The organism is Thalassomonas sp. M1454 (assembly GCF_007097525.1).
Lineage (GTDB): Bacteria > Pseudomonadota > Gammaproteobacteria > Enterobacterales > Alteromonadaceae > Thalassotalea_A.
Map to the genome: position 1 here is coordinate 93,727 of NZ_VKDD01000009.1, position 21,620 is coordinate 115,346.

22 protein-coding genes and 1 other RNA gene are annotated in these 21,620 nt (G+C 38.7%); 7 read left to right on the top strand and 16 right to left on the bottom strand.

What is annotated here, in order from left to right; translation table 11 throughout:
- Window positions 1–168: 168 nt before the first annotated feature.
- The gene (locus FNN08_RS15415) at window positions 169–2,820 is read right to left on the bottom strand and encodes a hypothetical protein (protein WP_143587383.1); all 2,652 of its coding nucleotides are present in this window, start codon (window positions 2,818–2,820) and stop codon (window positions 169–171) included.
- Between the two features lie 231 nt (window positions 2,821–3,051).
- On the bottom strand, window positions 3,052–3,207 hold the full coding sequence (locus tag FNN08_RS16390; RefSeq protein ID WP_185962691.1) for a hypothetical protein: 156 nt from the start codon (window positions 3,205–3,207) through the stop codon (window positions 3,052–3,054).
- A 127-nt stretch (window positions 3,208–3,334) separates the two neighbouring features.
- On the opposite strand from FNN08_RS16390, the gene FNN08_RS15420 reads away from it, so the two are divergent.
- The gene (locus FNN08_RS15420; RefSeq protein WP_221931809.1) at window positions 3,335–4,369 is read left to right on the top strand and encodes a hypothetical protein; all 1,035 of its coding nucleotides are present in this window, start codon (window positions 3,335–3,337) and stop codon (window positions 4,367–4,369) included.
- Between the two features lies 1 nt (window position 4,370).
- Here FNN08_RS15420 and FNN08_RS15425 read toward each other — a convergent pair whose 3' ends face one another.
- Genes FNN08_RS15425 through FNN08_RS15435 form a run of 3 tightly spaced genes read right to left on the bottom strand, consistent with a single transcriptional unit; the run spans window position 4,371 to window position 7,019 of the window.
- A complete protein-coding gene (locus tag FNN08_RS15425; protein WP_143587387.1) occupies window positions 4,371–4,916 on the bottom strand; it encodes a hypothetical protein in 546 nt (181 codons plus the stop codon).
- A gap of 38 nt (window positions 4,917–4,954) precedes the next feature.
- Window positions 4,955–5,284 carry a hypothetical protein gene (locus tag FNN08_RS15430; RefSeq protein ID WP_143587388.1) on the bottom strand — a complete coding sequence of 110 codons (330 nt, stop codon included), beginning with the start codon at window positions 5,282–5,284 and terminating at the stop codon, window positions 4,955–4,957.
- A gap of 10 nt (window positions 5,285–5,294) precedes the next feature.
- Window positions 5,295–7,019, bottom strand: coding sequence for a DUF927 domain-containing protein (locus tag FNN08_RS15435; RefSeq protein ID WP_143587389.1), 1,725 nt, complete (start codon window positions 7,017–7,019; stop codon window positions 5,295–5,297).
- Window positions 7,020–7,125: 106 nt separating this feature from the next.
- On the opposite strand from FNN08_RS15435, the gene FNN08_RS15440 reads away from it, so the two are divergent.
- Complete coding sequence (locus FNN08_RS15440) at window positions 7,126–7,791, top strand: hypothetical protein (protein ID WP_143587390.1); 666 nt, start codon at window positions 7,126–7,128, stop codon at window positions 7,789–7,791.
- A 146-nt stretch (window positions 7,792–7,937) separates the two neighbouring features.
- Here the strand turns inward: FNN08_RS15440 and FNN08_RS15445 are convergent, their stop codons facing one another.
- Together FNN08_RS15445 and rnpB are read right to left on the bottom strand one after the other, a co-directional pair.
- On the bottom strand, window positions 7,938–9,311 hold the full coding sequence (locus FNN08_RS15445) for a DUF6538 domain-containing protein (RefSeq protein WP_143587391.1): 1,374 nt from the start codon (window positions 9,309–9,311) through the stop codon (window positions 7,938–7,940).
- Window positions 9,312–9,369: 58 nt separating this feature from the next.
- Window positions 9,370–9,766: RNase P RNA component class A (gene rnpB / locus FNN08_RS15450), an RNA gene on the bottom strand.
- Between the two features lie 131 nt (window positions 9,767–9,897).
- Here rnpB and FNN08_RS15455 point away from each other — a divergent pair.
- Entirely contained in the window at window positions 9,898–10,557 is a 660-nt protein-coding gene (locus FNN08_RS15455) for a glutathione S-transferase family protein (RefSeq protein WP_260679369.1), read from the top strand.
- Here the strand turns inward: FNN08_RS15455 and rsmI are convergent.
- Entirely contained in the window at window positions 10,554–11,405 is an 852-nt protein-coding gene (rsmI, locus tag FNN08_RS15460) for a 16S rRNA (cytidine(1402)-2'-O)-methyltransferase (RefSeq protein ID WP_143587392.1), read from the bottom strand. The two genes, FNN08_RS15455 and rsmI, sit on opposite strands and share 4 nt — an antisense overlap.
- Before the next feature lie 210 nt (window positions 11,406–11,615).
- On the opposite strand from rsmI, the gene FNN08_RS15465 reads away from it, so the two are divergent.
- From FNN08_RS15465 to FNN08_RS15480, 4 genes are all read left to right on the top strand, one after another.
- On the top strand, window positions 11,616–13,628 hold the full coding sequence (locus FNN08_RS15465) for a penicillin-binding protein activator (protein ID WP_143587393.1): 2,013 nt from the start codon (window positions 11,616–11,618) through the stop codon (window positions 13,626–13,628).
- Window positions 13,612–13,995 carry a YraN family protein gene (locus FNN08_RS15470; RefSeq protein ID WP_143587394.1) on the top strand — a complete coding sequence of 128 codons (384 nt, stop codon included), beginning with the start codon at window positions 13,612–13,614 and terminating at the stop codon, window positions 13,993–13,995. Before FNN08_RS15465 ends, FNN08_RS15470 begins: the two co-directional genes overlap by 17 nt.
- Before the next feature lie 2 nt (window positions 13,996–13,997).
- The gene (locus FNN08_RS15475; protein ID WP_143587395.1) at window positions 13,998–14,588 is read left to right on the top strand and encodes a phosphoheptose isomerase; all 591 of its coding nucleotides are present in this window, start codon (window positions 13,998–14,000) and stop codon (window positions 14,586–14,588) included.
- Between the two features lie 70 nt (window positions 14,589–14,658).
- Window positions 14,659–15,225: a BON domain-containing protein gene (locus FNN08_RS15480; protein ID WP_143587396.1), complete on the top strand. Its 567-nt coding sequence runs from the start codon at window positions 14,659–14,661 to the stop codon at window positions 15,223–15,225.
- Between the two features lie 116 nt (window positions 15,226–15,341).
- On the opposite strand, the gene FNN08_RS15485 is transcribed toward FNN08_RS15480, so the two are convergent.
- From FNN08_RS15485 to zapE, 8 genes are all read right to left on the bottom strand, one after another.
- On the bottom strand, window positions 15,342–15,749 hold the full coding sequence (locus tag FNN08_RS15485) for a ClpXP protease specificity-enhancing factor (RefSeq protein ID WP_143587397.1): 408 nt from the start codon (window positions 15,747–15,749) through the stop codon (window positions 15,342–15,344).
- Window positions 15,750–15,764: 15 nt separating this feature from the next.
- Window positions 15,765–16,406 (bottom strand): stringent starvation protein SspA, encoded by a 642-nt coding sequence (sspA, locus tag FNN08_RS15490; RefSeq protein ID WP_143587398.1) that lies wholly within the window; start codon window positions 16,404–16,406, stop codon window positions 15,765–15,767.
- A gap of 116 nt (window positions 16,407–16,522) precedes the next feature.
- A complete protein-coding gene (locus FNN08_RS15495; RefSeq protein ID WP_143587399.1) occupies window positions 16,523–17,266 on the bottom strand; it encodes a cytochrome c1 in 744 nt (247 codons plus the stop codon).
- Complete coding sequence (locus FNN08_RS15500; RefSeq protein ID WP_143587400.1) at window positions 17,266–18,531, bottom strand: cytochrome b; 1,266 nt, start codon at window positions 18,529–18,531, stop codon at window positions 17,266–17,268. Before FNN08_RS15500 ends, FNN08_RS15495 begins: the two co-directional genes overlap by 1 nt.
- Window positions 18,531–19,121, bottom strand: a complete 591-nt coding sequence (gene petA, locus FNN08_RS15505; protein WP_143587401.1) for a ubiquinol-cytochrome c reductase iron-sulfur subunit — start codon at window positions 19,119–19,121, stop codon at window positions 18,531–18,533. Before petA ends, FNN08_RS15500 begins: the two co-directional genes overlap by 1 nt.
- Before the next feature lie 300 nt (window positions 19,122–19,421).
- Window positions 19,422–19,814, bottom strand: a complete 393-nt coding sequence (rpsI, locus tag FNN08_RS16395; protein WP_185962692.1) for a 30S ribosomal protein S9 — start codon at window positions 19,812–19,814, stop codon at window positions 19,422–19,424.
- Between the two features lie 3 nt (window positions 19,815–19,817).
- Window positions 19,818–20,246 carry a 50S ribosomal protein L13 gene (gene rplM, locus FNN08_RS16400; protein WP_185962693.1) on the bottom strand — a complete coding sequence of 143 codons (429 nt, stop codon included), beginning with the start codon at window positions 20,244–20,246 and terminating at the stop codon, window positions 19,818–19,820.
- A 242-nt stretch (window positions 20,247–20,488) separates the two neighbouring features.
- Window positions 20,489–21,604 (bottom strand): cell division protein ZapE, encoded by a 1,116-nt coding sequence (gene zapE, locus FNN08_RS15515; protein WP_143587402.1) that lies wholly within the window; start codon window positions 21,602–21,604, stop codon window positions 20,489–20,491.
- Between the last annotated feature and the right edge of the window lie 16 nt (window positions 21,605–21,620).

Sequence of the window (21,620 nt, forward strand, 5' to 3'; positions counted from 1 at the left end):
ACTTACATGTAACCAAATCTATAGGAAGATATCTATTAAGTACTTACTTTTACTAAAATGGTGACCTTATTGCTTTTCAATTCCTTTCTATGTAAAAGGTCATCATTTTTGGCTTATTATTAAATTACAAGCATGAAAAAGGCCCACTTTCGTGAGCCTAACTTTAGTTTAAACGCTATAGCCACCATCGTCGACGATGTCTGGAAATGAAATTGCATCAACCAATGAGTCGTGCCAAGCCTTATGCCTTTCGGCAACTTGGCGAACCTTAAATTGAACCAACTCTTTTAAACTCAGCCCAATAGCATTAGCGAAATCATTCAAGTCGGGAAATTTCTTTCGCCAACGGCTTAATGTATTTTTTTCAGTTTTAGTCAAAGGTTCATCACCTGAGCACTTACGCCCAACCTTCTTATTTTCAAAATCGGCGACAACAGCGGCATCCTCAAGATAACTAACTTTCGCCTCAACCAACTCTCGCTCAGCAACTCCCCACTCACCTCCCACACGCTCAAGGAAATACTCAACACTAGCTTTGTCTGGTAACACTAGCGTACAGGTGCTATCGCTGCCAGGGTTACGCAATGAACCTCTAAAAGCGTTTTGCATATGAACATTGTGCTCACGCCAGCGAGTAATCTGCGCTTGACTTATATTCAAATGCTCTAACAATGCAACCTCAACAGGGCTTGGTTTCAAACTGTAAAGCATAACGATAACATTATGTCGGGTTAGGTCGTTTCGACCATGAGTCATTGGGTTTAAGTCAGCAACATCATAGCCTTCCTGTTCTAGCCAGGCAGTCGCATCACCATTTTCCCTACTAGCGTTATTTAGCAGCCATAACGACTCTGTAAGATCACATTCGCGTGCTACAGCCGCCGCAATTTTGTTAGATAAATCAGGACGAGCTTCGATTTTATGCTTGCTAAATGTTTTATCCGTAACGCCAATGATTCTGTCGAGACGGTTAGCAATACCACCAACATGACGACTCGGTAATGGCTGCAAATCAAACTCAACGCCCTGAGTATTTTTTAATAACAATGCAAATATACTGTTTTCAACGTCGTCAGAGAGTAAACGAACGTTAGCGAAACAATCAAATACTGACGAGTTGAACATTTCGCATTTGTTTATCTTTGGGGTGTTTCCTACATTTAAATAATACCCATTGTCATTCTCATCAGGTCGATTCATACAAAAAACCATTTGATTTTCAGTTGATTTTTCTATTATTAAAAAATTACTGTGATTACGGTTAGCCAACACTTGGTCAATCATTTTCCAGCAATACTTGGTTTCTAAATCATCCTTATTTTCATCACTATAATAGAATGTGCGTCCATTGCTGCTGAGCTCCAGTAATGATACAACATAGTGACTCGTGTATTCCCTAGCCGTAGCTTCAAAGTAGCTTAGATAATCCTGAAGGTTTTGTTTCGTCATCTTATCCGCATGAATGCTGTATGCTTCGGGAACTTCGTCAATCACCAAGTTAGCTTCCGCTAGAGCATCGTTTTCGAAGTTTAATAAGCTCAAAGCTTTGTGTGTAATAAAAATAACCCAATTTTTATCTTCATTTTCATGGGCACAATATTCATCGATTGCACGATTAAATTGAACGGTTATAGTATCCTCGTGTGCTGTATCATTTATTGTCCGCATAACTGGAAGTTCATAACTATTGCTTTCACAAAGTTCTCGAATCTCACTTACTCGACTATCCCGCTGCCCCATAGCTTTTTTATTATGCACGGCATAAATAGTAAGGCCAGTGCGTTGGCAGATATTTTGACACTCAGAGTATGATTTTCCGGAGCCCGGTGGTGCTGAAACCAATGTAATACAACTATTTGACTCACCTAATGTTGGCTCACGTTCACGCTCAACCCGAGCAACCTCACGCTCTAAATAACGTTTAACTAGAGTTATTCCTTTATCCTGGCGGAAATCATCAACATCTTTATGGTCTGGACAGAAGATCGCATCTAGACCAGAATGTTTTGCTGATAACCTTCCTGCATCATCGTTATCACCAATTAGAATCAACTCCGGTAGCTCTTGCGCGACGACTCTGATATTACCCGCATTTATACCTACGGCTACAGATCTCCCTAAGGCCATATTAGCGGTTATCGCATCCGCGAGACCTTCTACTATAAACTCAGGGACTCCATCGCCTACGACCGCGTAAGAGCCTTTCATCGCACCTTCTTCACGGATAATTATGAATTTATTCGAGCCATTAATTTTAGCTGGCGTGATTACCTGATAAGCATCATCATTAAGCTTATAAATCAGTAACTCTAGTGGTTTACCTGACTGAAATAAGTCGGCTTTAATCACCGAGTATTCAATGTTGATATCAGCCGGTGTAAACCCTTTTGCTGTTAAATATGGATGAGCTATATTTTTCACACCGTTAACATATGCGTTTTCGATGCGAGTAAATCGTTGCAGCTTAGTCAGTGCCTTATCTGCTCGGACTTTATCCCGTTCCACTTTACGCTCTTCCATGGCTTCAAAGTTAAAACCATCAGTTGCATCAAAACCAGTATCGTAGTCAGATAAATTGAAGAAAATTTTCTCTGCATAATCACTTAAAGTACACCCCGTACTGTGTAAATAAAAGCCTTTAGCATTGCGATAAACGCGAACAACTGACTTCTCACCTGTATCATGCAGTTGCTCGAATTCGCCTTCGCGTAGGTTGATGACAAATTCTAATATTTCATCCGGTTGTTCTAAAATCCAACCGTCATCAACGGCTTCCTGTAAGTCGCTAAGTAGTTGTTCATTTGTTAGTAAGTTCTGCATTATTCAATTCCTTTGATTTGTAAGTAGCCATTGCATCCAGCGTGGCCATTAGGTGTTTCGAGTATTTGATACCGAGTAAATCGGCTTCCAGTTTAATTAAGTTAATTACTTTAGGCGGTAGGATTAATCGCATTTCGTGCATATTCGTACTCCTGTAGTAAATTAGCGGCCATCTTGGCCATTGAACAATTTGCCTGCTTAGCTAATCGCAGTAAATGCTTTCTCGTTCGTTTATTTGGTCTTATCTTCATCGTCAGATTTCCTTTTTATGATTTGTATTGCGCGAGTGGTCAGCTTATTTAAAGCCATAAACGCACTCACAGTTGCGGGTGAATAGCCCTGAGAAGTCAGGACCAATATCATGTTGTTGCGTTGTTGTTTATTCATTAATTACGCCTCCTAACTTTATTTTAAGGTGCAGCGAAAAAAGGCGACGATGAAAAGGAGAAAAAACTAGATATATCCTTAAATTTAAAGTAATTTTTATACGAAAATAAATATCTCAGGAATATTAATGAATAGGAAATACTGGCAGCAGGCTTGTGGCGATACAGAGCGAAATTATGCCGCCGTTTGTTTTAAGTGGGGAGTTGTTTTAAATGGTCCTGGGGAATTAGGCCCTCTTCCAGATTCTTATGATAAATATTTAGCGAAGGGGGTTGGCAAGAAAAAACTCACCGATATTAATCGTTTCGCGTACGAGATGAAGGAAGGCGATATAGTTGTTTTACGGTTAGGGACTAAAGATGTTTTAGGTATTGGAGTTATCAAAGGTAACTATGTTTGGCATGATAGCTTTGGAGACATTGACGGTTGGGATTTGCAGCAAATAAGACGTGTACAGTGGCTATGGACAAATATAGATGCACCTAAAAAATTTGAGACTTATGCACTTAAGCAAGGGGACACAACACAGCAGTTAACAAGTCCCCAAGTATTGGATTGGGTCGATGGACTTGAATTAGACTTTGATACACCTACAAACTTACCTGATATCCCTACTTCTGCACCAGAAAGGTTAAATATAAATCAAATTTCAGAGGCCTTATTCGACCAAGGTGTATCAAGTACTTACATTGATAACCTGAGTAAAGAAATTGATGAACTAATAAGAATCGCAAAATGGTATCAAAAATACACTTCACCTTCAGAGCATGAAACAGTCACTTACTTAGCAGTCCCATTGTTAAGGGCCCTAGGCTGGACACCACAGAAAATGGCAATTGAGTGGAATAAAGTTGATATAGCCTTATTTAACCAGCTACCTCGCCAAAATGAAAATTTAAATACGGTTGTTGAAGCTAAGAAAAAGGGGAATTCCTGCTTGATGGCATTCTCCCAAGCCGAATCATACGCTAGTGACAAACCGAATTGTAATCGATTAATCGTAACGGACGGCTTGAGGTATGGCGTATATATAAAATCACAAAGTATATTTAAACTTCATGCTTACATGAATCTTACTCGCATGGTGGCAGATTACCCAGTTTATGAATGTATGGGAGTTGTAGATGCATTAATTGCCATGACGCCTGAATGGCAGCCATAGATTACAACACATCCGCCAGTGCCGGATATTGGTGATACGCCCATTCGATGCAATCACCTTTCGGCACCCAAAGTACATCTTCTCCGTCAATAATACTGCGCTGGTAATTAATGGTATCGTCGATGAAGTCATTGATGGCATCTGGACTGACATACACCAGGTTTTCACAGAACCGCTCAATTTGCAGCAAATCGTAACGGCCTAAACGATCGATACGGAAGTTATCAGCAACCCCGTCGACTTCGATATATCGGTGACGAATGACTTCAGGTAATCGCTCTGACGGCCTCCAGTCGTGCAGTGCATTTCGTCTTACATTGGTTTTGGTTACAGGGGTTAAGGCTGGCGTTGTTTGTTTTTCAGGAGCGATATCGCCAATTACTTTTAATAGCTCCCATAGCTCTTTTAGCCAGTTAACTATACAGTTAATGATTTTTTGCAGCATGATAACACCTCGTTTAACGAATATTAGAAATAGACCTATATGATTCTTATAACGAATATTTTGAAAAATATTGAGAAGAATGGGGCGTAACCGAGTAACCACGAAAAAAGGCCACACAGATTAACTATGTGGCCCATATTCTAAAAGCCCCAAACGATGGCATTTATCTCGTTTTGCTTTTTAAGGTAGTTTTCTTTTTTGAGCTTGTTTCTTGGTACCCTATCGGGGTTATGGTTATCTCCTTCGAAAAAATAAACGTAACACTTACCATGCTGTTCGGTACCCATCGCCCTTAATTTTTCAGCTTGCCGCCTTGTCAATTTAAGATTATTTATAAAGGCTTGTTCAGCTTCACCTTTAGTTTTTATTCCAAGTGGCAAATACTTCCGGTTTAAATACTTTGCGGTATTATTTTTATGAATGACAAGGCAGTAAGGTGCAAACAAATCAAAGTTACTTAAATTTTCCATACGTCCCCTCCTAAGCTACATCATCAAAAGATAAGCTAGTATTAAACAACGTTTCATTTACATGAACACAGCGTGTCACGGTACCGTCAATTCGTTTTAAAACCGTATCTCGTCGATCACTGGCTGACGTTATATATCCATGATTAACTAGGACACGCCTCACCTTTTGGAAATCCATGCCCGCACACAAGGTATTATTAAAGACATCGGTGAAGATGAAGTAATTATTACCTTCCCTCTTACCCCAGTAGTGACCTTTAGGTGTTGGATTGTCTTGACTTATAAATTTGTTTCGGGAAGCACGCATTAATTTTGCTTGAATAGTCGTCACAGCACTTTCCAATACTTCAGCCTCACTATTTTCACGACTATCTTGCCAAGACCTAAAGCACTCTTCTCCAGCCCAAACCACTTCATCTAAAGGCCAGCCTGTGATACCTAAATCTGTTGCCAACTTGCCTGCAGCGACAACATTTGCAAAATTACTTGCGACCCTGCGCTCAATAGAGTCTAATTCTGAAACATTTATTTTTTCAAGAAACTCGTTCCTAAAATCAAGCGCTAGTGAAGTGCAAAGTTCCTTATCACTCATAACTTCGTCGGTAAAATATTGCCCAGCTGTTCCGTAATAATTATCAACTGCGCAATTCAGCGCTTCTATGGCTGCACCACTATCAGGGTAATTGTGAATATCATCAAGCACGCCATGTCCTTCGCCTGCGTCAGCACAAATGTCAACAAACCTAACCTCTTGACCTTCATATAGGCCTTGTTTACTGTCTGTCAAAGCGCTTTTAATTGAAAACTCACCGCTCGACAAGCAGTTGTTCAACCAAGTATTGCGTTTGTCAGTTTGTCCAAATCGAGCCCTACCTTCGCCGTTACATACCATGTAGATAACCTCAGATAACTTATTTTTAGGCAATTGAGCTATCTCATCAAAAATTCCAGCACTATGATTCAATCGCTGTAGAAACTCTTCAAGCGCGTTATCTGTCGTATGCCACGTCATTAGTCCCTTTCCTAGCACTGACATTGCTAATTTTAGAGCTGAAGATTTACCAGTTGAGCTTTTGTTATATAAATGAAATACGCAACATTGCCCGTCGATTAAAGGCAATATGAGACTGCAAAACACAACACTTACAGAAAACATCAATCTAGAATTACCAGCGCATAACGCTGCAACATTATTTTTCCACTGCTCTAATTCACCACTTTGTTGATAAAATTGCTGCATATTAGATGGCGCGTTATATATATAACGACCAAACAAGCCTCCTTTTGGTGAAACATAAGTATCACCGTACCATCCTGGTTTATTAACGCTGATAAATCGCTGTGAGGGATTACAAGCTAAAACGTAGTCGTACAACTTCTTTTTTTGCCCTTCGACAAAATGCAATCCATGGTACGACAAGTGCTGAGCTAACTTATTAGCGCTTGATGAAGTTTCATTCATTGGCAGTACAATCGACTGCCACTGTCCTTCAAAGTCCTTAAAGGCTATTTTTCTCTCCCAAGTCTTATGCTCAGCATTTTTGACATAACCTAGACAAAATATTTGTGCCGATATGTAAATGTATGACTCATCGACTATCTGGTATAGACCTCCATCATTAACCACAAAATTATCCGGTATGCCGTTTATTAAATATTCGTCACCATTTATATCAATTGTGGTTGGCTCATTTAAACTGCGTAAAGTATTGTTCGTTGTTAAATCACTATTCATGAATTAGAATCTCCGTTGGTAAAAATATTGGTGCAACACATGTCACCATTTGAATAGTAAACAGATAATTTTGGGCGGCATAGCTTGTGCGTATCCGGAATTAGATATGAAAAAGCGGATAGGAAAAATGTTTACAAAAGAGGCTCAAAATGCATTCTGTCAATGGATAAAAGATACTGTCGTAATAATCAATCAACTTGAGGAAAAGGCTTCGTTGACGGCCGCTCAAAAGGACCAACTATTTGAAGCCCGTCGTACCATACTGAAATGTTCATCAGATGCGCATAAAGAAGGGATGCAGTTACCTAGAGAGTATGGGGAATATGTTGCGACTAGGCTTGCAAAGTATTTTGACGGCGATAAAAATAATAGACCAACTGTCGCTCAACTTTTTGGCCTAACTACCGTTAAGCCGAAATCTTACGATACTTTCGATCTGAGAATTATAGTTAAACAATATTGTGAAGGTTATTTGCTTGCTATAAAGGAAGCTTCTTTAACTGAGAAAAGTATAAAACCGAAAATGAGTAGAACCGATTTATCTTGGCTCAAATACGATCAGTATTTCAAATTTGCAAAAGACTGCGGATATATCGATGCTACAATAGCACGCTTCGCACCTCTGACTCAAAATCGGGTTGAAGTTTTTATAAAAGAAGTACTATATATAGAAAAAAGTGAAGCAAATGAGCGATTTAAAAAAACCGACATGAGGAAGTATCTGCTAAGCTTAGGGATCGAACTTAAGGACAAGCCAGGTCACGTTAAGTAATAGCAATGGTTGGGGCTTTATCATCCCCAACCAACTCTTGAAAAAGGTGCTGATTGAGCATTAGCATTTTAGATTTTGTTAATTAACAATATATACCTAATACACCGAGCTGCTAATTAACATCACCAAAATCTTAGCTAGCAGACTTAATAGTCAATCACGTCAACCACCTTACATAGCTCTTTCAACGAAAACCTGTGGGTATATCTTGCCGTGATACCGAGCCCGGAACTTTTATCATGACCAACCAACTCTTGAACTAATTGCGGCAAGATATTCGCTTGAATAGCCTTAGTAACAAACGTATGACGGGTTGAATGAAATACCCGCTTATGGCCTGTTTCATCGTATACTTTTACTTCAGATTTTTTTAATAAATTATGATTGAACCAATCTGTGATGTGCTTGGTAACAAAACTTACATCCCCGAAAATAAAGCACTCATCATCAGCCACACTGTCAACAAACTTGATGAAACCTTGGTCAACAAGTTTTTCACTTAATGGTACTAATCTCAAAGCGTTATCTGTTTTAAGCTTTTTGTTACCTTCATTAGTTATTTGCAAATAATAACGTTGAGCATCAGGATGGTACTTGATATTTTTCTTCTGCAGGTTAACTAATTCACCTCGACGTGCTCCGGTAAAGAATGCCAACCTTGGCAACCAATACTGCCAATCAGCTCCAGCAGCGTTACGTAAAATGGAGTTAACTTCATGGTCATCAAATGAACCATAACGATTAGGCTTTATTCGCATCCGAATGGCTTTAGTAGGGTTTTCTAGCTTGTAATCAAGCTGATAAATTAAATATGCAAATACGCCTTGTAGCCATTTAAGGTGCTCTTTTGGTGTCTTGGCTGCTACTTTGTCATTGTCAGGTATGATCTCTAATTGAGTTATTTCTTCCCAAGTCATTGAGCAATAGGGCTTAATGTTTTTACGTGGTAGCTCAGCAACTTTAGCCAAGTAATTCTTTAAATCACGCGTTGTTATTAGGTTTACGGCTTTATCACCGCTTATCAGTAGGAATAAGTTTTTGTACCTTAGGTACGAGTCCCTCATTTTGTCCGTCAGACCTTTATTTTTAATCTTGTAGTCAATTAATTGGTCGTGTATTTCAGAGAATAACATCATAGGGTTAATAGCTTCTAGTGTTGCTTTAGGCTCTGAGAATGGCGTTGAATAAGCAGAGGTTTCTCTTTGCATTACATCAAATCTCGACTCCGATAACTGTTTAACTAATCTATTTAAGGCAGGTTTATCATTTCTTTTTAGTGTTTTTTGAAAGCTGAATCGTTTGATTGAATTTACGATTGGTATGAATTGGTGTAGGCGAGAATATGCTTCACTTAGGCTATCGGTACGTAAACTAAAGCGTATTTCAGTTTTATTTATTAGTGCCGCAACTTTAATTGGCAAGCGATAACGAAAGTAATAGGTGTTGCTTCGTAGTTCTAGATATGAAGGTAGTTTGCGGAATACTTGACGAGTTGGCTTGTGTATCAGTTTGTGTAACATTAGTGGACATCCCCATATTGAGATGCCACTAAGTCATTGTTCTAATAGAACAAACCAATTAGTGAGTTAGCCGTATAAGCCGGGTTCTGTTACATCTTTCGATGCGACAATCATTCGTCTAGGCCTAGAATCGCTTCTAGGCTCAAGCAACCTACCCGGTTCCAACGCGAGCCACGCCGTAAGGAACCCTATTTGGTCTTGCTCCGGGTGGAGTTTACCCTGCTGCGGACTGTTACCAGCCGCCCGGTGCGCTCTTACCGCACCCTTTCAGCCTTACCTGTGCTATTGCTAGCCATCGGCGGTCTTCTCTCTGCTGCACTTGTCGTCGGCTCACGCCGCCCAGGTGTTACCTGGCACCCTGCTCAATGGAGCCCGGACTTTCCTCCCCTTAATCTGTCTACCAAAAGCTTACGCAATTGATACAACGATTAAGCAGCGATTGTCTGGCTAACTCGGGCGCATTCTAACCGATCAAAGGGGTAAGAGTAAAATCAATTGTGAGTAGAATTAAATTTAAATAATAAAACCATGGTACGGTCTAATTATTTAAATTAATCTAATGATAAAAACGTTATAGGAAATTAGTTTGACCATTAAACTTTGGCACTGCCATAACAGCCGTTCACTTAGAGTATTATGGGCGCTAGATGAGATGAAACTTGAATATGAGTTACACTCAATGCCCTTTCCTCCCCGCTTTCTCGAAAAGTCATTTTTGCAATTAAACCCTTTAGGTACGGTACCATATTTAGAAGATGGTGATGTAAAGCTAACTGAATCAAGCGCGATGCTACTTTATTTAGCTCAGCAGTATCAGCAAAACGAATTATGTTTAGCTGCCAATCATAGTGAGTATGGGAATTTTTTAAATTGGTTATTTCAAAGTGACGCTACTCTAACCTTTCCACAAACGCTAGTATTGAGGTACTCGCAATTTGAAGCTAGTGCTAGGCAAAGTAAACAAGTGAGTAATGATTACGCATTGTGGTTTATTGCTCGTCTCAAGCGTTTGAACGAACACTTGCTCAAACATGATTATTTATGTGCTGACAAATTTACAATTGCCGATATAGCCGTTGGTTACGCTTTATATTTAGGTGAGCTTTTGGGCTTGGCACAGCATTATAAACCACAAACGGCGGCTTATTTATTGCGATTAAAAACTCGCCCAAGTTTTATTAATACAGTTGATATTGGTAAAGAGGTAGCAAACTATAAAATTAAAGCTTTTACATTAGACAATTAAAGTTTTAAATCTAACGCCACTTGATACAGTGCATTTTTTTTCACGCCATGAATTTCAGCCGCAATCGCACAAGCTTTTTTAGGTTTCATTTCGCTAAGAAGTAACTTTAACGTGTTTATTGCCGCTGGAGAAATTGCATTAGGATCAACTTTTGCGCCCTCAATAATAAGCACCATTTCACCTTTTAATTGGTTTGGATCTTCATTTAACCAAGTTAAAAAGTTATCAGCAGTATCAGCATGAACCGTTTCAAAAGTTTTGGTAAGCTCTCTGGCAATGACGATTTGACGTTCGCCACCTAATACTTCTTTAATATCTTGCACAGTATCAATTGCTCGGCGCGGCGCATCATAAAAAATCATGGTACGAGTTTCATGCTCTAATTCAGCAAGTTTAGTTTTTCGTGCACCTGATTTTGAAGGTAAGAAGCCTTCAAAGCTAAATCGGTCTGTTGGCAAACCCGCTACAGATAATGCAGAAATAGCGGCACATGCACCAGGAATTGGAGTAACAGCTAAGTTTAAGCTTCTTAAATGCTTAACAATATGAAAACCTGGATCTGAAATAAGTGGTGTGCCAGCATCAGATACTAAAGCGATGCTTTTACCTTCGTCTAACATGCTAGCAATCTGCTCTTGGCGCTGACGCTCGTTATGGTCATGCAAAGACATGGTTTTATTTTTAATATTATATGCTGATAATAAGCGACCTGTATGGCGAGTATCTTCACAACAAATCAAATCAACTTGGGTAAGTACATCAATGGCTCTCTGGCTAATATCCATTAAATTACCAATAGGCGTTGCAACGATATAAAGAGTACTTGCTGAAATTGTGGTTTGTGTCATGTTATTTACCATTTTTAATATCGAAGAATAGCGCAGCAACTAAGTAGACTAAATTTCTTTTACATAAGTAAGTTACAATCTAGCTCTTGCCCTAAAGCGAGTTCGCAGTTTACTATAACAACTATATCTCTTGTAGCATTATTAATTAAGTTAGCGGCATTTTAGCTTGCTATAATACTATTAACTACTTTCTTGGACCATTTAGCCTTGATGCAAATAAAAAATTCGACCTTTAAAACCCCACTATTTATCATTTTAAGTGGCATTTTTTTACTACAAAGCTGTGGTACGCCTGTAAGTGAAAAAGCACCTGTAGCAACGACTAACCTTGAAGATACTACTCAAGAAATCGAAGTAATTGAAGATAGTGAATTAACCCCTGAGCAAATGGTTGAACAGGCAAAGCAAGAAACTACAGAACAAGCTACCATTCTTTTATTGCAAGCTGCTGCGCTCTATTTACAAGAGCAAAAGCTGGAAAAGTCTTTATATATTAGTCATCAACTAAGTAAGCTGCCTTTAACTCGATCGCAAAAGAACTTTAACGAATTAAATTTAGCACAAGGCCTGTATGAATTAGGCTTTGCCGATTTAGCCCAAACTAAGCTAGATATGGTAAAACGTGAAACGCCATCACAAAGACAATTAAGGCTAGCAGCGCAAATTAATGTGCAACGAGGTTTGTTAGTTGAAGGTATTGTGAGCTATTTAAACTATTATCAAAGCTACCCAACAACAGATATAACTGAGATTAATTACTTAAACTCTATTTTTGCTCGCTTAAAGCCTTATCAATTGGCCCATTTAAACAAACGTAACGCATACGACTTAGATGGTTGGTTAGCACTTACAAACTCCGTAAGCACTTATGGTACCGATGAAGTTGCTCTTGCTGAAAATTTCGAACAATGGAGTTTAAAATATCCACAGCATCCTGCAAATTTATTATTAGAGGATTACCAAGATAAAAGCTTAGCTGCTAATAACCAAGTTATTATTAATAATGTAAGCGTGCTAATTCCATTATCAGGGCGTGAAGCTATATTAGGTAAAACCTTACAAGCGGGTATTTTGGCAGCTTATGGCAATAATCAGTCTCAACAAATAACCTTTATCGACACTAACTCAAAACCTATGGTTGAGATCATAGCGAAGCTCAACCTATTGCAGCCTGATTTTGTTATTGGTCCATTGTTAAAAAACCATGTAGATCAATACTTAACGTATACCAACAGCACTAAGGATGAGATATTATCAACGCAAAGCGAAGTAGCACAAGCTAGCACTATTGAAGTTAACGAGTTAAATCTTGAACAGTTAAACCTTCAGCAAAGCAGTTCGTTAGCAGATATCGATAACGAAAACCTACATTCTGATTTAGATGCTGTAGAAAGCAACTATGACTGGCCTACTCTGTTACTTAACTTACCTGAAAACGGGCTACTTGCCGAGCAGCATTATGCCTTTTCTATGTTACCAGAAGCAGAGGCGACACAAGCTGCGTTTTCGTTAAGCAAAAAAGGTTTTAAACAAGGCTTAGTATTAAGCCAAAACTCTGCTATAGGTAAGCGTATGGCAAACTCTTTTGCACAGCAATGGCGCTTACAAACAGGTTTTGAGCCAACCATAGTTTATTACCCTAATGGTAAAAAAATGCAGTCCGCAGTAAAGGGGGGATTAGATGTTAACCTTTCTGATGAGCGAATTAGGTCTTTACGTAATATGCTACAAGAAAATGTAAAAGCGGAGTCACGTAACCGTCGCGATATAGATTTCATTTATTTATTTGGCACGCCAGATCAAGCAAAACTTTTAAAGCCGTACATTGACGTTAATACTAGTCCATTTGCGCAATCAATTCCGATTTATGCAAGTTCTAGAAGCAATAGTGATGCAACTGACAGAAACTCTCGTCGAGATTTAACCGGCTTAACCTTTACCGAAATCCCTTGGCTATTAACTGGTAAAGAAAACAGCCCTGAACTTTCTAGCGAGGCGAAACAAATTTGGCCAACGAGAAGCAGTGCTTTAGAGCGTATTTATGCTATGGGAATTGATAGCTGGAATTTAACTAGCAAAGCTAAAAAAATGCAATTACTACCTTTACTAAAACACCAAGGAGAAACCGGCATTCTGCAAATAAATGAAAGCAGAGTGATAAGCAGGAGCTTTTACTGGGGCAGATATCGCTCTAGCCGAATTCAACATGTTGAAATGGATTAAACCAACTAATCGTAGCAAAGGCTTCTTATTTGAGGAGTTAGCTAAAAATTATCTGATAACTAATCAACTCGAATTTGTTGAGTCTAATTTTTACTCTCGTTTTGGTGAGATAGACTTAATAATGAAAGATGGTAAGACTTTGGTATTTGTTGAAGTAAAATACAGAAAATCTGATCGCTTTGGCAACCCTTCTGCTTTAGTATCTTTGAGTAAACAAAAAAAAATTATAAAAACAGCTAAATTTTATCTGCTCAAAAAGCAATTAAATGAATATAATAGCTATTTTAGATATGACGTCGTCAGTTTATTAGGGCCGGCTGATAATCCCCAAATAACTTGGCTTAAAAATGCCTTCTATGGAGTCTAAAAATGTTAGAGCGCGTGAAACATAACTTTCGTGAAAGCATCGAAACCCAAATTGCAGCAAGCGAAGAATTACCTATCGCAATAGAAAAAGCAGGTATGACAATGGTCGAGTGCTTACTTGGTGGTCATAAGATCCTAACTTGTGGTAATGGCGGCTCAGCTTCTTCTGCTCAACACTTCTCTGCCGAGTTACTTAACCGCTACGAAACCGAGCGACCTAGCCTACCAGCAATATCTTTAACAACTGATAGCTCAACTATTACCTCTATAGCTGACGACTATAGTTACAACGAAGTTTTTTCAAAACAAATAAGAGCGCTAGGTAATGCTGGTGACGTCTTGGTTGCTATATCTCCTAACGGTAATTCAAAGAGTACAATAAAAGCGATTGAGGCAGCTGTTGCTAGAGATATGAAAATAATTGCATTAACCGGTAATGATGGCGGTGAAATAGCAGGCCTTCTTGGAGAAAGCGATGTTGAAATTAGAGTGTCATCTGGGCGAGAAGCTCGGATCCAAGAGGTGCACTTATTAGCTTTGCATTGTCTATGTGAGATAATAGACACAACATTATTTCCACAAGCAATGAGCTAAAACCAAATAACAAATCCATTCTCAATTGGTTTTGATATATTACGAATAATTAAAAGAATTAAACAAAAACATGAAACAAATTACCATTGCCATCCTTTCTTTAGCCTTATTACAAGGCTGCGCTGTTGTTGTTGTTGCCGGGATCGGAGCTGGAGCTGCATCACTAAACGATCCTCGCCCTTTTGATGTTCAAGTTGACGATCAAACTATCGAAGTTCAAGGTTTACGAGATATCTCCGAGAATGAAGCTTTAGCCAATGCAACAAACGTACAAGTTATTAGCTTAAACAGTACTGTACTTCTCGTTGGACAAGCTGAAACTAGAGCGGATAAAGATAAAGTACATAAAATAATTTCTGCAATACCTCGTGTTAAGAAAATTCACAATCAGATCCGTATTGCTAAGCTAAGTACAGCCGGAACCAAAACCACTGACTCTTGGCTTACCACCAAAGTAAAGTCGAGTTTACTTACCGATGATCGCCTCGACGGGTCAATTATTAAAGTAATAACTGAAGATTCAGAAGTGTTTTTAATGGGTATTGTTACAACTAAAGATGCTAATATGGCTGTAGAAATTGCTCGACATATCGATGGAGTTGCTAGAGTTTACAAAGCGTTTGAAATTAAAAAATAAGACTCTTATCACTATTTATTAATTAGTTTTCAGCAGCAGTAAACAATAAAAAACCAGTCAAATGACTGGTTTTTTAATATCGATAATAATAGCCGTTATGACTATTTTGATTGGTATTATTTTACGATAGATAAAGAAGGTTTACCCTTTTTCTCTGGTTTGCTGCTCTGAGTTTCTTCAGGAACCTCAACATCGGGATCTGGATACTCAACACTAAATGATGAACCAACACCATTTTCACGCGCGTAAATAGCTGCTATGGCTTCGTAAGGTATGTAAAGGTGTTCTACTTTACCACCGAAGCGTGCTGTAAATTCTATCACTTCACCAGCCATAGAAATTGAACCTAATGATTCAGGCGCAATATTTAATACTATTTGCCCGTCTTGTACATGTTGCACAGGAACCAAAACATTTGGATATTGGGCATCAACCGCGATATATGGGGTAAGTTCGTTATCAACTAACCAATCGTAAAAAGCCCTAATTAAATAGGGCTTGTTCGATGTCATTTGCTCAGACATTAGCTTAATACTAGCTTATGCTGGACGACCGAAACGTAACTCACGCTCGGTTTCTGTTAAAGAAGCTTGGAATGATTCGCGATCAAATAGACGGATCATGTAAGTTTTAAGCTCTTTACTACCTTGGCCTGATAACTCAATGCCAAACGCAGGTAAACGCCATAATAATGGAGCTAAGTAACAATCAACTAAGCTAAACTCTTCACTCATGAAGTATGGTGCTTCATTTAAAATAGGTGCAATGCTTAATAAGCTTTCACGTAAATCTTGGCGAGCTTTATCTGCATCAGCTGAATTACCAGTTAAGATAATCTTTGCTAGGCTATACCAATCAGTTTCAACACGGTGCATCATAAGACGGCTACGACCACGAGCAACAGGATAAACTGGCATTAGTGGTGGATGAGGGAAACGCTCATCTAAGTATTCCATAATGATTTTAGCTTCATACAAAGCTAGCTCACGATCGATTAACGTCGGTACTGTTCCGTAAGGATTTAAATCGATTAAATCTTCAGGTAAGTTATCCATCTCAACTAAGTGGATGTCAACACCTACACCTTTTTCTGCTAGTACAATACGAGCTTGATGTGAGTATAAATCATCATCATATGAAAACAACGTCATTACAGAACGCTTGTTGGCGGCTACAGCCATATATCCTCCAAAGATTTCTCTTAAAAAGTGGTACTTACATTGTTATAAGTACGACAAAGGGGCTAACTACTAATTTGTTAAAATTAGTATAGCCCCAATTTACTATTGTAAAAATATTAGTGAACGTCGCGCCAATATTCTTTCTTCAATAAATAACTAAGTATAAATAGAATCACTAGGAAACCAAGTACCCAGTAACCTAAACGATGACGCTCAACTTTACTTGGCTCACCGGTATATTCTAAAAAGTTAACTAAGTCGCGAACTACTACGTCGTACTCAGCAGGTGTTAATTCACCTGGTTGAGTCAGAACAAGATCTGCACTAGTAAGTGGGCGAACATTGTCTGATTGTAACATAGCTTTAGCTTCAGCGGTTAACTCTTGTACACCTTGTAACTGTTGGAATACATGTGGCATACCAACGTCTTTAAATACTGCATTGTTTACACCAAATGGGCGTGCACTATCAGCGTAGAAAGAACGTAAGTATGTGTATAACCAATCGCTACTTCTAAAACGAGTAACAAGTGTTAAATCTGGTGGCGCAGCACCAAAGAAAGCAGCAGCTTCTTTAGCCGGCATAGTATTAGTGATGTGATCACCAACTTTTTCACCAGTAAACATTAACGTTGCCATGCCTTCTTTTTCATCTATATCAAGATCTGCAAAAGTACGGTTATAACGTTGATATTGTAATTGGTGACAACCTAAACAATTATTCATGTAGGTTGCAGCACCATTACGTAATGATTCTTTATCAGTGATATCATTATTAGCTTTATCGAGTGCTCCTCCACCGCCAGCTGCTAGTGCTAATGTCGGCAATAAAGTTAGTAGAGCAATTATTATTTTTTTCATTATTTAGACACCCTTTCTGGTACCGGCTTAGTTTGCTCATTTTTAGAGTAGAACCAAAGCGAAATGAAGAAACCAAAATAACCAAGAGTCGCGATACGACCAATTAAATTAGCAAGGTCAGAAGCTGGCATAGTACCTAAAATACCTAACACGATAAAACAGATAGTAAATTGTACTAAGTTAACTAAGTGCCATTTGCTACGGAATTTGAATGACTTAACCGTACCACGGTCAAACCATGGTAATGCGAATAACATACCAATTGCCGCAAACATACCTACCATACCAAGTAACTTGTCCGGAATTACACGTAAGATTGTGTAGAACGGACCGAAGTACCATACTGGAACGATGTGCTCAGGTGTTTTTAAACCATTAGCAGGAGTAAAGTTTGGCGCCTCAAGGAAGTAACCACCACCTTCAGGTGCAAAGAACATAACCCAACAGAATAAAATTAAGAAACCTACAACACCCATGATATCTTTTACTGAATAGTAAGGGTGGAATGGGATAGCATCTACAATGTCATACTTATCAGTGTACGCTTTGTGGAATTTAAACTTACTCTTTTCCTCTTCAGGAACACTGCCTTTCTTCTTCTTAATGCTAGTGCCTTCAGGGTTGTTCGAGCCAACCTCATGTAGAGCTAGAATATGTAAGAAAACTAAAACAACAAGTACTAGTGGTAACGCAATAACGTGTAATGCGAAGAAACGATTTAGAGTTGCACCAGAGATAACATAGTCACCACGGATCCAAGTAGTTAAATCATCACCAATTACAGGGATTGCACCAAACAGTGAAATAATAACCTGTGCACCCCAGAAACTCATATTACCCCAAGGTAATAAGTAGCCCATGAACGCTTCAGCCATTAACACTAAGTAAATTAACATACCGAAAATCCACAGCAATTCACGTGGTTTCTGGTACGAACCATACATTAGGCCACGATACATGTGTAAGTAAACAACAATAAAGAATGCCGAAGCACCAGTTGAATGCATGTAACGTAATAACCAACCATAATCAACATCACGCATGATGTATTCGATTGAAGCAAATGCACCATCGCCTGATGGTTCATAATTCATTGTTAACCAAATACCAGTTACGATTTGGTTCACTAGTACTAACATGGCTAATGAGCCAAAAAAGTACCAAAAGTTAAAATTCTTTGGAGCAGGATACTGACCAACATGTTTGTTCCATGCGTCAGTAATTGGTAAGCGCTCGTCAAACCAAGCCATTAAATTAGCAAACATTATGATTCTCCTTGACCGACACCAATTAATAAAGTGCCTTCTGATGGGAATGAATGCTCTGGAACCACTAAGTTAAGTGGTGCTGGAACGCCTGCAAATACTCGACCTGCCATATCAAACTTAGAACCGTGACATGGACAGAAGAAACCGTAATCTACGCCTTCAACTTGTTCAGCAAAGTCACCTTTTTGATATGTTGGGGCACAACCTAGATGCGTACATACACCTTCAGCAACTAAGTACTCAGGATTAATTGAACGATGAGGGTTCGCTGCATACTCCGGTTGTTGAGCTTCTTGTGAAGCTGGATCACGTAATAAATCGTCGTGACCACTTAAACCATCAATTATATCCTTGCCACGGCGCACAATATAAATTGGCTTTCCTCGGTATTCGGCACGGATTAATTGTCCGGTAGCGATTTTGCTGATGTTAACTTCAACTGGTGCGCCAGCAGCTTTCGCTTTGGCACTTGGGTTCCAGGAAGCAATAAATGGCACAGCTGCACCAACAACACCTACCCCACCAACTACTGACGTAGCTGCGGTAAGAAAGCGTCGACGGCCGTTATCCACGGGCGCATTGCTCATTTCATTTCTCCAATATTTACTAGACACTAATTTTAGATTTATATTTTAACTAGGGATTTTCTACAAAGTTAATCAATAAGTAATTAATTTCGACAAAATGTAGTTAAAAATTTTTTGTTTATGATAATGAAATGGACGTTTTTTTACAAGGTAAATCCCTATAAGAAGTACGCTTATTTTAAACAAACTCAAGAATCTAGACTAAAGATGTAGCAGAATTGTTGATAGCTTATTAGCGGGTGATTTTACAAGCAAAAAAAAACCGACCATAAGGTCGGTTTTTGAACACGATAAGTAAAATTAACGTTTTGAGAATTGTGGACGTTTACGCGCTTTGTGTAAACCAACTTTCTTACGTTCAACTTTACGAGCATCACGAGTAACGAAACCAGCTTTACGTAAATCAGAACGTAAAGTTTCGTCAAATTGCATTAATGCACGAGTGATACCGTGACGGATTGCACCGGCTTGACCAGAAATACCACCACCAGAAACGGTAATGTTAAGGTCAAACTTTTCAACCATGTCTACTAACTCAAGTGCTTGACGAACAACCATACGAGCCGTAGGGCGACCGAAGTAAACGTCTAAGTCACGATTGTTAATTGTAATTGCACCGTTACCAGCTTTCATAAACACACGAGCTGTAGAGCTCTTGCGACGACCAGTACCGTAATATTGATTATCAGCCATTGTTTATAACTCCAAAACTTTAGGTTGTTGTGCAGTATGTTTGTGCTCAGCACCAGCATACACTTTTAATTTACGGAACATGTCACGACCTAGAGGGCCTTTTGGTAACATACCTTTAACGGCAAGTTCAATAACACGCTCTGGCGCTTTAGCGATTAGTTTTTCGAAACTAATTTGCTTAAGACCACCAACGTATTCAGTATGCGAGTAGTAAATTTTACCTTTCGCTTTGTTACCTGTAACACGTACTTTCTCTGCATTGATAACAACGATGTAATCACCAGTATCAACACTAGGAGTGTATTCTGCTTTATGCTTACCACGTAAACGAGAAGCAATCTCTGTAGCGATACGACCTAAAGTTTTATCTTCGGCGTCCACTAAAAACCATTCGCGTTGTACGCTTTCTGGTTTAGCTGTAAAAGTTTTCATTAAAGAAACCCATTTTAAATAAAGTTACATAAATTAGTAATCAATTATCCGATTACCGGTTTAAATTAGACTACGCATTACCCCTTCGAGTATCGAGCCTGATGCTTTTTCAAGCAGTAGTAACGTTGGGAGCCGCGAATTATATAGATAAACAATCAAAAGATCACGTATATTTTTCACTCAAATGCAGTTTTTTTACATTTATTTTAAAATAGACGTGTTTTAAAGCCGAAAATCGCAAATTATGGTAAATGTTCACTTGCTAAATAATCGTGTGATTGCATTTCTTGTAAGCGGCTTAAGCAGCGTTTAAATTCAAAATTTAAACCGCCGTCGCTATATAATTCTTCCATCGCAACTTCTGCAGAAATAATTAATTTAACCCCGCGCTCATAAAATTCATCAACCATAGCAATGAAGCGGCGTGCACTATCATCTGAATCTCGCCCCATCTGTTTTACATTAGCAAGTAAAACACTATGATATTCACGGCTAATTTCCATGTAATCACTTTGACTACGCGCGGTTTCACACAATTGATGAAAATCAAAATGAACGACCCCATCAGAAACGGCAATGGTGTTGAGTTGGCGATTATTGATTTCTATATCAACATTGGTTTTACCGGCATCTACTGATAGCTGTTTAAAGTAAGTACAAAGGTTCTCATCAGCTTTTGGATCAAGCGGGTAATGATATATCTCAGCTTGTTCAAGCGTGCGCAGTCGGTAATCAATGCCGCTATCAACATTAATAACATCACAATATTTATTAATTAAGTCTATTGCTGGCAGAAATCGAGCTCTTTGCAAGCCATTGCGATAAAGTTCATCTGGAATAATATTTGATGTGGCAACTAAGGTAACGTTATGACTAAATAGTTCTTCAAATAAAGTACCTAACAACATAGCGTCGGTAATATCTGAGACAAAAAATTCATCAAAACATATGATACAAGTTTCATCAGCAAACTTTTTAGCAATCACTTTTAGCGGGTCGGCTGTACCAGTGAGTAACTTTAATTCTTGATGCACTCGATGCATAAAACGATGAAAATGCACCCGCATTTTGTTTTCAAACGGCAGACAGTCATAAAAGGTATCAACAAGATAAGTTTTACCTCGTCCTACTCCTCCCCAAAAGTACAAGCCTTGCACTACTTTAGGTTCATTTTTGCCGTAAGTTTTAACCCAGCCTTTTAATACTTTTTTAAAACCTTTAACTGGTAATGGCTTATTTTCAAGATCTTCGTAGAGTCTTTGTAGGTTTTTGACTGCGTTTTCTTGAGCAGCATCATAGACAAAACCATCTTGTTGCAAATCTGCTTGATATTTTTGTAATGGGGTCAATTTGATCATAAGTTTTCGTTAATAC